The following is a 14224-nucleotide window of genomic DNA, read 5'->3' as shown; positions in this document are numbered from 1 at the left end:
TCAGACCCGATCTGATCGCGATGCCGAAATATGATTCGAATTACGGTAATAGAGGTGGGCGCTGCGGCGCCCACTAGATTTAGTGGACGTCGCTTTGATGGGAATGCGTGGGATTCAAGGGTTTCCACGCGAATCATGATGCTCTACGGCATGATTTTGCCGTGCTGCCAATGGCATCCAGGTCACGGTCACAATTTTGTCGCTTTCGACACCGGCGGTGATAATAGTTGTTGCGCGAACGGTCGCACGAAGGGCGAGCATCCCCCCTCAAGTTCTTGAATCTCTTGCTCTACTGGCGTTTCCCCAGTTTCCACAGGCAAGCCCACAAGATATTGTGGTTAGCAATCCGTTACAAACCACCCCTTGACGGAATCGGGTCTTTCAAAGTTAATGGACGACGTTGCGGCGGCGACTGGACCAGGCGGGGTTACGAGGACTGGTTCTCAATTCGAAATCGGATTTGGATTCAAGGCGTTTCACCTATGCAGGTGGCTCGCCGTGAGGCTTTTTGTGCCGGTATCGAGGCTGCCGAAAAAATATATGCGGGGACTGGCGGCAACAAGCTGTTAATACTATATTTAGTGTTTGCAGCCACCATCACCACAAGATACAGGAAAGACATCTCCGGGTGACACCTCCTGTCAAAGAGCGGATCGGAAGCTGGCTGCGCGTTGAATTCGCGATGCCGGAATGAGAATTTTTGCGCCCTGTTTTCATGCAGGCGCACACCAACGAATGAAGGATTGGGACCATGCGCATCGAACGTCGTTTTACGAAGGCCGGCCAGTCACCCTATGCGGACATCGAATTCCGCAAGGCGACGAGCGAGATCAAGAATCCTGACGGTTCGATCGTGTTCCGCCTCGAAAACATTGATGTACCAGCGCAATTCTCGCAGGTTGCCGCCGACATTCTCGCGCAGAAGTATTTCCGCAAGGCCGGCGTGCCCGCCAAGCTGAAGAAGGTCGAGGAAAACGACGTTCCTTCCTTCCTGTGGCGTTCCGTGCCTGACGATGCCGCCATGAAGGATCTGCCCAAGGATCAGCAGAGCGGCTCGGAAACCGATGCGCGCCAGGTTTTCGATCGCCTCGCCGGCACCTGGACCTATTGGGGCTGGAAGGGCGGCTACTTCTCGTCGGAGGAAGACGCCTCTGCGTTCCAGGACGAGCTCGCCTATATGCTCGCCACGCAGCGCGTCGCACCGAACTCGCCGCAGTGGTTCAACACCGGCATGCACTGGGCCTATGGCATCGATGGCCCCGGCCAGGGCCACTATTATGTCGACCCCTTCACCGGCAAGCTCACCAAGTCCAAGTCGGCCTATGAGCATCCGCAGCCGCATGCCTGCTTCATTCAGTCCGTCGAAGACGATCTCGTCAACGAGGGCGGCATCATGGACCTTTGGGTCCGCGAAGCGCGCCTGTTCAAATACGGTTCGGGCACTGGCTCCAACTTCTCGATGCTGCGTGGTGAGGGCGAAAAGCTCTCCGGCGGCGGCCGCTCCTCGGGCCTGATGAGCTTCCTGAAGATCGGCGACCGCGCTGCCGGCGCCATCAAGTCGGGCGGCACGACCCGCCGCGCCGCCAAGATGGTGGTCGTCGACATCGACCATCCGGATATCGAGGAATACATCAACTGGAAGGTCAAGGAAGAGCAGAAGGTTGCCGCCCTCGTCACCGGCTCCAAGATCGTCGCCAAGCACCTAAAGGCGATCATGAAGGCGACGGTCAATTGCGAAGGCGACAATGACGATTGCTTCGACCCGGCCAAGAACCCTGCCCTGAAGCGCGAGATCCGCGCTGCCAAGAAGGATCAGGTTCCGGAAAATTACGTCCAGCGCGTTATCCAGTTCGCCCGCCAGGGCTATACGGATCTCGAATTCAAGACCTACGACACGGACTGGGATTCGGAAGCCTATCTCACCGTATCGGGCCAGAACTCCAACAACTCGGTTTCGATCAAGGATGACTTCCTGCGCGCCGTCGAGAATGATGGCGACTGGAACCTGACCGCCCGCAAAGACGGCAAGGTCGTCAAGACGCTGAAGGCCCGCGACCTCTGGGAATCCATCTCCTACGCCGCCTGGGCATCGGCCGATCCGGGCCTGCACTTCAACACGACGATGAACGACTGGCACACCAGCCCAGCTGCCGGCCCGATCCGCGCGTCCAACCCGTGCTCGGAATACATGTTCCTCGACGACACGGCCTGCAACCTCGCTTCGCTGAACCTGATGACCTTCAAGGACGCAGCGACGAAGCGCATCAACATTGCCGATTACGAACACGCCGTTCGCCTCTGGACCGTCGTTCTCGAAGTCTCCGTGATGATGGCGCAGTTCCCCTCGCGCCGTATCGCTGAACTCTCCTATGAATACCGCACGCTCGGCCTCGGCTACGCCAATATCGGCGGCCTGCTGATGTCGTCGGGCATTCCCTACGACTCGGACGAAGCCCGCGCCATTGCCGGCTCGCTGACCGCGATCATGACCGGTGTCGCCTATGCGACCTCGGCCGAAATGGCCTCCGAACTCGGGACCTTCCCGATGTTCAAGCCGAACCGCGAAAACATGCTGCGCGTCATCCGCAACCATCGCCGCGCCGCCTATGGCGAGACCTCGGGCTATGAAAACCTGTCGGTCAATCCGGTGGCGCTGATCCACTCCGACAATCCGGACCAGGACCTCGTCGCTCATGCCAAGGCCGCTTGGGACAAGGCGCTGGAACTCGGCGAAAAGCACGGCTACCGCAACGCCCAGGCAACCGTGATCGCGCCGACCGGCACAATCGGTCTCGTCATGGATTGCGACACGACCGGCATCGAGCCGGACTTCGCCCTGGTGAAGTTCAAGAAGCTCGCCGGCGGCGGCTACTTCAAGATCATCAACCGCGCCGTTCCGGAAGCGCTGCGTACGCTCGGCTATTCCGAAAGCCAGATCGCCGAGATCGAAGCCTATGCTGTCGGCCACGGCAACCTGAACCAGGCTCCCGCCATCAACCCGTCGACGCTGAAGGCCAAGGGCTTTACCGCCGAGAAGGTCGATGCAGTCAATGCTGCGCTGAAGAGCGCCTTCGACATCAAGTTCGTCTTCAACCAGTGGACGCTCGGCGCCGACTTCCTGAAGGGCACGCTGAAGGTTTCCGACGAGCAGATGGCCGACATGAGCTTCAACCTGCTCGACCATCTCGGCTTCTCCAAGAAGGACATCGAGGCCGCAAACATCCATGTCTGCGGTGCGATGACGCTGGAAGGCGCGCCGTTCCTGAAGAACGAACATCTGGCCGTCTTCGATTGCGCCAACCCCTGCGGCAAGATCGGCAAGCGTTACCTCTCGGTCGAAAGCCACATCCGCATGATGGCGGCAGCGCAGCCCTTCATCTCGGGCGCCATCTCCAAGACGATCAACATGGCCAACGAAGCAACCGTCGAGGATTGCAAGAACGCCTACATGCTGTCCTGGAAGCTGGGTCTCAAAGCCAACGCGCTCTATCGCGACGGCTCCAAGCTCAGCCAGCCGCTGAACGCCTCGCTGATTGAAGATGACAGCGACGAGGATGCGCTGGAGGAATTCCTGCAGGCTCCGGCAGCCGCACAGGCCGTCACCATCACGGAAAAGATCGTCGAGCGCGTCATAGAGAAGGTCATCCGCACGCAGGAAAAGCTTCCCGGTCGCCGCAAGGGCTACACCCAGAAGGCCAAGATCGGCGGACACACGATCTTCCTGCGCACCGGCGAATATGACGACGGCCGTCTCGGCGAAATCTTCCTTGATATGAACAAGGAAGGCTCGGCTCTGCGCGCCTTCATCAACAACTTCGCGATCTCCGTCTCGCTCGGTCTGCAGTATGGCGTGCCGCTCGAGGAATATGTCGATGCCTTCACCTTCACCAAGTTCGAGCCGGCCGGCATCGTGACTGGCAATGACGCCATCAAGAACGCCACGTCGATCCTCGACTACGTGTTCCGCGAGCTGGCGATCTCCTATCTCGGCCGCCACGATCTTGCCCATGTCGACACGTCCGACTTCAACAACACGGCGCTCGGCCGCGGCGTTTCCGAAGGCAAGGCCGATGTCGTCTCCAAGGGCCTGACCCGCGGCTACAAGCCGACGCTGGTTCAGACATCGGGCGAGCGTTCGGCAGACGCCAAGGGTTCGGCAACGGCCGCCCCTGCCCGCGCCGCCTCGCTCTCGACCGTAACCGCCTTTGCCGGCAACACGGTCCGCAAGCTGGAGCCGGCAAGCTCCGTATCGACCTCCGAAGTCGTCGCCTTCAAGCGCGATTATGAGGAGCGTGCGAAGGAACTGGCCGAAGAGATCGCAGAGGAAGTCATCTCCGAATCCGCGACAGGCCTCTTCAGCGACAACGCGGCAAGCGAAGCTGCAAATGCCAAGACGGAAGCCAAGAAGCTGGAATCAGAACGACGCGCCCGCTCCATCATGCAGGGCTACACCGGCAACATGTGCACCGAGTGCCAGAACTTCACGATGGTCCGGAATGGAACTTGCGAGAAGTGCGACACTTGCGGGGCAACGAGCGGCTGCAGCTGAGTATTCGGCTGATCGCCTAGAATGATGTGAACTGCGTCGTATCGACGTTACCTTCGGCGTAAAGTCGGTGTCATTACGCAAACAAACGTTCACCGGGTCCGCAATGGCCCGGTGAACTCGTTTCGGCGCTATTATGGCGGCTCCTGACCATTGGCATTGCCCGCGCCGGCGGACAAAATGAGTCAGGCAAAGCAGTAGTCACGCAGGATATCGCCAATGGGATGGGAAGCACTCGCGCAATGGGGTGAAGACGCGGTCCGCCTCGGACCACTCACCGGTGGAGTTGCCAACGATGTATGGAGCGTTCGCATCCATGGGCGAATTGCCGTCGCTCGTCTCGGCTCCAGGTCCGATGCTGATCTTGGTTGGGAAACCGCCCTGCTCCAGCACCTCGATCATGAAGGCATGACCGTTCCAGTGCCGATCTCGACGATGGACGGTCGGCTGTTCGTGGACGGTCTGGTGGTGATGAAATACCTGGAAGGTGGACCGCCGGAGACAGGGGCCGATTGGCGTCGTGTCGCCAAAACATTACGCGAGCTGCACCGGCTGACGCAGGGCTGGCCTCAACGGCCCGGCTGGAAATCGTCGACCGACCTCCTGCATGCCGAAGCCGGAACGCGGATCAATCTTGCCGCGATGCCGCCCGATGGCGTCGCTCGATGTCGAGCAGCGTGGGCGCGTCTCGTCGGGCGTCAGACATGCGTCGTCCATGGAAACCCCAATAACCCTGGCAATATCCGCATGACTGCAGATCGCGTCGCGTTGATCGACTGGGACGAGTCACATGTCGACGTTCCAGACCTCGACCTTGTATTGCCCCACAATGCTGCCGATCTCAACGACGGTGCTTATGATGCTGCCGCACAGGCATCTGCAGCATGGGAAGCTGCCGTCTGCTGGCGGGACAAATACGCGGTCAAGCGGCTTGCCGAAGTTAGAGCGGTCTGATCGGCTTCGAGGGAATTGCCGGTGCCTTGCCTGTGGGGAGACGCTTTTTAGCTTGGTCGGGGTTCATGCCACATCACCTCGGATGTCCCGATTTCGAACACGAAATGGCGGAAAATCATCCATTTTGATTGAAATTGTTGCCACCAGCCATATCTGCCGTACTCCAAGCCATTTCGCATGAGTATCCGGCCTTTCGACGCATTCTATTGCTAAATCGGCCATCAGGGCATCGGCGATAGTAGCCCAGTCGCAGGAGGCACCATCCTGAAAACCGGCAACGATATCAAGAGCATCCAGTATCTGCGCGCCATCGCGGCGATCTCCGTCCTTTGCTTTCACGTGAGCGAAACATACGGCCTGAACTTCAAGATCGGGGCGGCGGGCGTCGACATATTCTTCGTCATCAGCGGCTTCATCATGTGGGTTACGACGGTTGGAAAACCGATCGGCCCGCAGGAATTCATGTGGCGCCGGATTATCAGGATCGTGCCACTTTACTGGATTGCGACATTGGCAACATTCGCCGTGGCCGTGTTGAAACCGCAATTCTTCTTCGACACGAATTCGAGCGTCGGCAATCTGTTGGGCTCGTTGTTTTTCGTGCCTACTATTAAGGATGAAGCGCTCCAACCCGTCGTCGAACAGGGCTGGACCCTATCCTATGAGATGTTCTTCTATCTTATCTTTTCAGTTTCATTGCTCCTGCCGGAGTTCCGTCGGCTATGGTTCCTGATCGTGATCCTGGGGGCCGTCGTCATTGCACATTTCCTGCTGCCCTCTGGGTATGCCAGTATTTTCACGCAGCCGATCATTCTGGAATTTGCCGCCGGAATCGTCATCGGGCATCTGTGGAAGCAAGGATATCGCCTGCCCTTTCGCGTCGCCATTGGCTTGATGATCATCGGGGTCGTGTTGCTAGTCGCGAGTGACCCGCTGATCCATCTGGAACGCGCCGTGCGCTGGGGCATACCGGCAATGTTGCTACTATCGGGCGCCGTTTTCGCCGAGCGGGAACGAGGCGTGCCGCAGCTGGCATTCCTGCACTTCCTGGGGGATGCCTCCTATTCCATCTACGTTTGGCACGTCCTGACGGGCATCTTGGTCACGGCGCTGCTTTTGCGCCTCGGGGTGCCGCACGATATGCAGCCTATGCCTATCGCATTGGGTTCGCTGGCCTTTGCCATCGTTTTCTATTTGGGCATCGAGCGCCCGATACAGCGAAAAATGCGATCGTCGCGCCCGCGGCCGGCCTATCGCAACTGAAGCATGAAAGTGGACGGCCGGATCACGATGGACCCCAAAAGCCTCACCACCTGCATGTGATCGCGATGGGGATCGACCACTCTAGAAAACTTACGGCACCGCTCCGGATACTTTTGCAGTCGCATCGATAACCGGGCAGGCTTGCGGCAGCGGGCGATCGAACAGAACAGCAATGCCGCAATCCGATGTGAACATCGCTTCGTCATTATGTCCCACGCCCGGCACCTCGACGACCTTCTGATTGAGATCGGATGGATGCCGCTTCCTCATATAGTCGAAATAGGTCAGCCCGCGCGCGAGCCGATACGGTCCCTGCGCCATTGCTCCGCAGGAGCGATCGATGAAATGGGTGTAGGGGTTCGTGTCCGCCTGCCCCAGCAGATAGACGACATTGCGCGCGGCATATCTGGTTTCGAGGAGTTTCGGATCCTGTGCGGACACGTAAGGCGGTGCGCCGGTCAGACCATATCGCCATTGCGTCGCCTTAGGACATGAAGCCAGCCCAGCCTGCTGATCCGCCAAGGCCGGTCGTTCGTCGTCGAAATAGAGATAGCTCGAGGGATTGGCCACGAGATAGCGGACGGAGATGCCGGCGCTCGTCAAATCTTCGACCTCCTGTCCGGCCACGGCATAACGCTGGACCAATTGCGCTCCCGCCGAATGCCCCATCACGACGATGGTCTTCAGAGACGGATACAGACGACGATCGGCGAAGTGCTTGAGCAGGGCATCGAGCGCGGCAAAAGAACTGATCGGCGCCGGCTGGCGCGCGGCTTCACCGCCTTTCCAACCGTTCTGCGTCCAGGCGAGCGTCTGCGCACTCAGCGAAAACGCATCCACGTCAGGCCCTATCAGGAATTGCGGCGCGACCACCATCGTACCATCGGCAAGATCCCCCGCTTTCGCGAGCAGTTCCTCTCCGGCTGCGTAGTAGGCATCGGCATTTCGGAGCGTGCCGTGAATTATAATCAGCACCTTCGTCACGTCGGGCGACGCCGCTTCGATCGCATGATCGGCGTAGATGGGCAGCTCCCCTTTGCCATCAGGCGTGTCGAGGAGCAGGGGTTGATCCGCGATCTCCTTGACCGGTTCGTTGAGCCGCTGGTGTTCGGAAGCCGCATTGGCCAATTGAGCTTCGCCCGACATGCCGATGGCGATCAGCGCTGCGATCGTCAGTCGGGCGCGAACCCGGCCCTGAATGCTTCTCATAATTTTCATCTGTAAAACTCGGCTGAGACGGATGGCAATGAATATAGCGACTTCCAACTACGCGGAAGACAGCCGGCGATCCGATCAAGCGCCGGCCCTGCTGGAAGCCATGCTGCTTGAACGAACGCGTGGGCAGAATCCGTCGCCCCGCGAAAGTTTCTCTCCCGTATGGCAAATAGGCGGACCGGAAATTGTCGCCCATGAACGTCAGTTCGCTATCGATCTCATATCTCCGCCCGAAAACCTGCGACAGAACGCCCGACCCGTGGCATAAGGCCCCCGAAAAACTTTCTTCGGGCCTCGCGTAACCATGATTCGTATCGAGAATATCAGCAAACAGAATAGCCATCGCATCCTCTTCATCGAGGCATCCGCTGCGCTCAACAGGGGCGAGAGCGTCGGTCTCGTCGGGCCGAACGGCGCCGGCAAGACGACGCTTTTCCGGATGATCACCGGACAGGAGCAGCCCGACGAGGGGCAGGTTTCCGTCGATAAGGGCGTCACCATCGGCTATTTCAATCAGGATGTCGGCGAGATGGAGGGGCGCAGTGCCGTCGCGGAAGTGATGGAAGGTGCCGGTCCCGTCAGCGCCGTTGCCGCCGAACTTCGCGAACTCGAAGCAGCGATGAGCGATCCGGACCAGGCCGACAGGATGGATGAGATCATCGAGCGCTATGGCGAGGTGCAGGCACGCTATGAAGAACTGGACGGCTATGCGCTCGAAGGCCGCGCTCGCGAAGTGCTGGCGGGCCTGAGCTTCAGCCAGGAGATGATGGACGGCGATGTCGGCGCACTTTCAGGCGGCTGGAAGATGCGTGTGGCGCTTGCCCGCATCCTCTTAATGCGTCCCGACGTCATGCTGCTCGACGAACCGAGCAACCATCTCGATCTTGAGAGCCTGATCTGGCTCGAATCCTTCCTGAAGGGTTATGAAGGCGCCCTGCTGATGACCTCGCACGACCGCGAGTTCATGAACCGCATCGTCACCAAGATCATTGAAATCGATGCAGGTAATCTCACCAGCTATTCGGGCGATTATGAATTCTACGAGCAACAGCGCGCTCAGAACGAAAAGCAGCAGCAGGCGCAGTTCGAGCGGCAGCAGGCGATGCTTGCCAAGGAAATCAAGTTCATCGAGCGCTTCAAGGCGCGCGCCTCGCATGCTTCGCAGGTGCAGAGCCGCGTGAAGAAGCTGGAAAAGATCGATCGCGTCGAGCCGCCGAAGCGCCGCCAGACCGTCGCCTTCGAATTCCAGCCGGCGCCGCGCTCGGGCGAAGACGTCGCCGTGCTGAAGAACGTTCACAAGAAGTATGGCAGCCGCACCATCTATGAAGGACTTGATTTCATGGTACGCCGCCGCGAGCGCTGGTGCATCATGGGTATCAACGGTGCCGGTAAATCCACGCTTCTGAAGCTGGTTGCCGGCTCGGCACAGCCGGATGAAGGTAGCGTGGCGCTCGGCGCCAGCGTGAAGATGGGCTATTTCGCTCAGCACGCCATGGATCTGCTGGATGGAGAGCGCACCGTGTTCCAGCAGCTCGAGCATGACTTCCCCCAGGCAGGCCAAGGCTCTCTGCGAGCGCTTGCCGGTTGCTTCGGCTTCTCCGGTGACGATGTGGAAAAGAAGTGCCGCGTGTTGTCGGGCGGCGAGAAGGCGCGGCTCGTTATGGCGATCATGCTCTTCGATCCGCCGAACCTTTTGGTGCTCGACGAGCCGACCAACCATCTCGATCTCGACACCAAGGAAATGCTGATTGAGGCGCTGTCGCAATACGAGGGCACGATGCTGTTCGTCTCGCACGACCGGCATTTCCTGGCAGCGCTCTCCAATCGCGTTCTGGAGCTGACGCCGGAAGGCATCCACCAATATGCCGGCGGTTACACCGAGTACGTGGAGCGCACCGGCTATGAGGCACCCGGCCTCAGAAGCTGATAATAGGCCGAACGAGCACTATCGCGTGTTCGTTGAGGGCGCGGCACCGGCATTGATGACGGCAACTGGCACGGTCCTGCCGCGCACGCGGATTTCGATACGGCGGCGCGCCTCGACGGCGCCGCGCTGGCCCGAAGTGACGGTATCGCCGGGCAGGATGAGCTGGGCGGCGGACATCGGCAGGATGGTGGCATCCTTCAGCTTCGGATTGGCCTTGAGCACATTGGCGACGGCAATGGCGCGGGCAAGGCCTAGCCCCGCATTGTCGGCGGGCTGCAGGGTGGAGACCGGCAGCTTGCCGTCCATAGCACTGATGATCGTATCATCGAGATTGGATTTTTCGCGTGCCACCGGCTGCTCGTCGGTGTGGCCGATTACTTCAACGATATTGGCGCCGTAGAGGCTCAGGTTGCTGGCGATTTCATCCGTAATCGTTGTGCTGAGCAACTGCGCGAAAGTGCCTGTGAGCTCGGCGCTTCCGGATTGGAAATAGTTCTTCTTGGCATCGTCGAGATTGATGATGGGCGGCCAGTCGTGCATGCCGTTCCCGCCGCCATTGCTGGCCAGAAGCTTATTGACCGCATCGGGCGCCGTCGCGAGCGAGATGCCATGTTCCTTCAGAACCGCCGCGACCTTGGACAGCGATTGCAGATCGGCCGGGGTTGCGCCCTGGTCCGTTACGCTATCTAGCGCTTCTTTCGCCAGCACTAGCTCCCGCCATTGCTTGTCCACCACCGCCTTGTCGGCCGCTGTGAGATCGCCGGAGACGACCTTGGACTGGAGAAGCACGATCTCGGCCGCCTGCTCCGCCCGCTTCTTCTCCAGCAAAGCAACCTGCTGTTCAGCCTTTTCAAGCTTGCGCTCGACCTCGTAACGCTTGTTTCTCTCCGACGAGATCAAGGCAGCGGCCACCAACAGCAGGCAGAAGACCAGAAGCAGCATGGATTCGGCCATCGTCAGGCCAAGGATGAGGCCTCGATTATAGCCCTTGTGCTCCAGTTTCGGCTTGTTGTCCGAACCTCCCGCTACCATAGATGCCACCAGCGTTTTCGCGCTGGAGCCGCAGGCTCGACAGCGATATCACCGTCGGCCTTTGGCAGCGACGCCTGCCCCATCGCCTCCGCCAGGCGGCCGAGCGCCACTTCGATGTTGCGCAGCGGCTGCAATTGCGCCTCCGACATCTCCTTGATCGCGGTGATTGCCGGCGCCAGCTCGGCACGCACGACATCTTCCGGGGAACGAATTCCCTCGAGCTTCTTGCCGACATTTTCGACGGCGGCGCCGAACGTGCCGATGATGTCGGACAACTGCGATGTCGTCGTCGTCAACTGCGCCGCCGCGTCATTGATTGGCGTCACGGCCTGCTTCGCCAGCATTTCCAGGATCTTGTTGATCTCCTGGCCATTGCGTTCGGCCTGCCGCGCGATCTCCTCGAATCCTTCCGACAGCATCTGGTTGCTGACGCGCCGGTAATGCGAGAATTCACGCGAGGAGGAATCGAGTTCGGTGCGCACGCGCCGCGTCATCTCGGCAAGCTCATGGCGCACGCTGCGCTCGATGTCGATCGGATCTCGCCGCATCTGGTTGAAGAGGATGCGCAGCGTCACGCCGGCAATGGTCGAGGTGACGGCAATGCCGAAATTGCGGACGATGGTCTCGATCGATGTTTCGCCAGCAAAGAGATAGAGCGATACGCCAAGGCTCGAGAGGGTGAAGAGAAAACCCATGTAATAGAGGTTGTCGCCCGCCTGCTCATTGTGCAGCCGGAACCCGGCAACGGCGAGCGACACGATAAAGTAGACCCCCATCAGCACGAGCGGCACACCGGTCACGATGGGCAGCGACCAGCCCATGAGCTTCGATGACCAGATGAAGATCATGCCGCCGACGGTGATCGAGGCGAAAAGCACCATCGGCCCGTAATCCCGGATGAGATATCTGGCATCGGTATTGGCCATCAGCGTATCCCCTCCAGCCGCACGAAGCCGCCAAAATCACCCTTGTTGTTCTTGATCCACTGCGCCCAGAAATTCGCAAGATCCTCCATGCTGAACTTCATGTTGGGCCTTTGAAAGGCGAGAATCTTGACCGTGACACCGCTCAGTGACGTGCGGAAACGATCGTTCGCAGGGCTGTTCTGGTATTTTTGATAGGATACGCCATCCCGGTAGTTGGAGAAGGCAGCCGTATGCTCGATCATGTCGGAGGCGATGTAGAGGCGCTTCGGGATGCCGTCTGGCGCATTGGCGAAGACTTCCAGATTGATTTTCTGGATGGCTGCCATGATCGGCGACAGCCTGCCGGACTCGCCCGCAGTCAGCTTGCCGGCGATATCAGTAAGCGGCTTTTGGAAGCCCTTTTCCCAGCGCGCCTGCGCCAGGCGCGGGTTGCTGGTCCATTCGTCGACATTCGCGCCGCTTCCAGGATTGCAGCCATGGAAGGTCTGGATCAGTTCCCCTTCCTTCTCGGTGAGCGCATAGATATCGATCGCGCCGCCGATCGGCACATCCGCCACGATCTTCTGGAACTGGTTGCGTAGGTCGAGCGCCGTTGTATCGGCAATCGGATCGGTGACATCGAGCAATATGGCCGTTTCCGCATTCGGGCCATCAATCGGGCAGAGAGACGCCTGGTCAACGGCGACATTGCCGCTTGCCTTGTAGCGCAGCCAGCCATAGGCGCCAACGATCCCGAGGGACAGGACGGCGAGACAAACCGTTGCGATGATGAGACCGGCGGATCCGCCGCGCCGGCTACGCCGCTTGCGTCGAGCCAAGGATGCTCTCCGGGAAAAGATTGTCGAGCTGATGGTATTTCTCGATGGCGCGCTCGAATTCGTCGCCGATCCGCTTGATCTGCTCCGACAATTCCGCCTGGGCGCTCTGGATGCGTGCGCCGAGTACCTTGTCGTCCCATTCTTCTTCGGTGCGAATGACAGGTGTCAGGCGCTCCATCTTGTAAGCGGTTTTGAAATAAGGTGGCTCCGCCTCGGTTCGCGCAGCACGGTTCGCATCGCGATAAGAGGTGAGCAGCACATTGGCGGCGCGCTCGAGATGGTTCTGGTGTTCTGCAAAGAGGCCTGCGGTCCTGGCGCGATGAGCGATGATGGCAGCCGTTTCCTGCCGGCGCAGCGAGAGGTCGCGGATGATCTCCTCGATCTTGCCGTTATGTTCGTCGCGGATTTCGCGAAGATCTTCGATAAGATCGAGCTTGCGGTCGATATAATTGTCCCTCGCGGCATCGAGACGTTTCTGCACGCCGGCAAAACCCGGATAGGGGTCCGTCAGATAACAGCCGTCGATGAAGGCGACGAGCGAGAACATCAGGCCAATGGCAAAGAGCATCCACGAGTTCAGCTCTTGCAGCCCGAGCGGTGCTGCCTTCAGACGCTGAATCACCTCGGCACCAGCCCCGCTCAAGATCGTTGCAGAGACCTCGCGATAATGCGCCAGCGCAATGTTGATCCCGAGGGCCACCGCGACATAGGCGACAAGCCCTAGCAGGCCGAGCAGCTTCAGCGCATAGGAGCGATGCACCAGAAAACGCACGCAGAAGAAGGAAAACATCAGCGCCGTGCCGATGTTCAGGAAGGCGAAGGCGGCCGCCTCGGTTACACCACCGACGAGACCCTGCTCGCTTCCCTTGGCCAGAAAGCTGCCGTTCATCACCATTTCGATGAGCACGAGGAAGACGATCAGCGAGACCTTGAAGCCCCATGCCGCACGGCTGGAAACCTTGGCCGCCCGCTGCAGCTTGTGCGTGGCCTTGAAGCCCACCATCTCGTCCTCGGCGGTTTTCAGCTTGCGGCGCAGGCCGTGAAGCTCGTCGACGCCGCTTGCCACTTCCGCCTTGAAATCCGAGACGCTTGACGCGTTCGCCTGGCGGATCAGCCCGAACTGCCCCTCGAAATCGAGGTTGCGCAAGCGGCTGTCGAAGGTCTGGAACTGGTCTTCGAGGATTTGATAGGAGCTTTTCTTCTCCGCCTCGACCCAGGCGACGATGCGCTGCTCCGTCTCATCATGCGATTGCGCATCCGGCGGCGGCCGGTTCTGACGCCCGGCTGCAGCTCCCTTTTCCCTCAGATCGAGGGTGGCACCTAGCTTTTCGATATCGACGACGGGAAAAACGTCCGTCGAGGCACGGAAATCATGGCTGGTCTCCCGAACGCTATCCCAGAGACGGTTGAGGGCTTCGAAACGCAACGATCTTCCCCGGCGAATTCATCAACTTAGAAAGGACAATTGAGAGATCGATATCGCACCGGTTGTCCGCGGTCCAGAGCGATATGGCAGAGGTTAGGATGTGATTGTGGTAAAGAC

At 59.5% G+C, this 14224-nt stretch carries 10 protein-coding genes; 4 read left to right on the top strand and 6 right to left on the bottom strand.

Going from position 1 to position 14224, the window contains the following annotated elements:
• The first annotated feature begins 751 nt into the window (after nt 1–751).
• A complete protein-coding gene (locus AC13QE_RS19035) occupies nt 752–4549 on the top strand; it encodes a vitamin B12-dependent ribonucleotide reductase (protein ID WP_488484851.1) in 3798 nt (1265 codons plus the stop codon).
• A gap of 216 nt (nt 4550–4765) precedes the next feature.
• Entirely contained in the window at nt 4766–5500 is a 735-nt protein-coding gene (locus tag AC13QE_RS19030) for a phosphotransferase enzyme family protein (protein WP_488484850.1), read from the top strand.
• Between the two features lie 63 nt (nt 5501–5563).
• Here the strand turns inward: AC13QE_RS19030 and AC13QE_RS19025 are convergent, their stop codons facing one another.
• On the bottom strand, nt 5564–5839 hold the full coding sequence (locus AC13QE_RS19025; protein ID WP_488484849.1) for a hypothetical protein: 276 nt from the start codon (nt 5837–5839) through the stop codon (nt 5564–5566).
• Between AC13QE_RS19025 and AC13QE_RS19020 the strand changes: the two genes are divergently transcribed.
• Nucleotides 5840–6763, top strand: a complete 924-nt coding sequence (locus AC13QE_RS19020; RefSeq protein ID WP_488484848.1) for an acyltransferase family protein — start codon at nt 5840–5842, stop codon at nt 6761–6763. It begins immediately after the preceding gene.
• A 90-nt stretch (nt 6764–6853) separates the two neighbouring features.
• Here AC13QE_RS19020 and AC13QE_RS19015 read toward each other — a convergent pair whose 3' ends face one another.
• Nucleotides 6854–7972, bottom strand: coding sequence for an alpha/beta fold hydrolase (locus tag AC13QE_RS19015; protein WP_488484847.1), 1119 nt, complete (start codon nt 7970–7972; stop codon nt 6854–6856).
• A gap of 310 nt (nt 7973–8282) precedes the next feature.
• Between AC13QE_RS19015 and AC13QE_RS19010 the strand changes: the two genes are divergently transcribed.
• Nucleotides 8283–9905, top strand: coding sequence for an ABC-F family ATP-binding cassette domain-containing protein (locus AC13QE_RS19010; protein WP_112337445.1), 1623 nt, complete (start codon nt 8283–8285; stop codon nt 9903–9905).
• A gap of 18 nt (nt 9906–9923) precedes the next feature.
• Here AC13QE_RS19010 and AC13QE_RS19005 read toward each other — a convergent pair whose 3' ends face one another.
• The 4 genes from AC13QE_RS19005 to AC13QE_RS18990 are packed head-to-tail and all read right to left on the bottom strand — an operon-like array spanning nt 9924 to nt 14107.
• Nucleotides 9924–10937 (bottom strand): OmpA family protein, encoded by a 1014-nt coding sequence (locus tag AC13QE_RS19005; protein ID WP_488485007.1) that lies wholly within the window; start codon nt 10935–10937, stop codon nt 9924–9926.
• Entirely contained in the window at nt 10931–11863 is a 933-nt protein-coding gene (locus AC13QE_RS19000) for a hypothetical protein (RefSeq protein WP_488484846.1), read from the bottom strand. The genes AC13QE_RS19005 and AC13QE_RS19000 overlap by 7 nt, the downstream gene beginning before the upstream one ends.
• Nucleotides 11863–12681, bottom strand: coding sequence for a hypothetical protein (locus AC13QE_RS18995; protein WP_488484845.1), 819 nt, complete (start codon nt 12679–12681; stop codon nt 11863–11865). Before AC13QE_RS18995 ends, AC13QE_RS19000 begins: the two co-directional genes overlap by 1 nt.
• Nucleotides 12659–14107 carry a hypothetical protein gene (locus AC13QE_RS18990; RefSeq protein ID WP_488484844.1) on the bottom strand — a complete coding sequence of 483 codons (1449 nt, stop codon included), beginning with the start codon at nt 14105–14107 and terminating at the stop codon, nt 12659–12661. The genes AC13QE_RS18995 and AC13QE_RS18990 overlap by 23 nt, the downstream gene beginning before the upstream one ends.
• Nucleotides 14108–14224: the final 117 nt, after the last annotated feature.

This window comes from Martinezella sp. CNPSo 3957, from assembly GCF_057784395.1.
The sequence above is the reverse complement of the archived record's forward strand: the minus strand, read 5'-3'. Positions and strand labels throughout refer to the sequence as shown.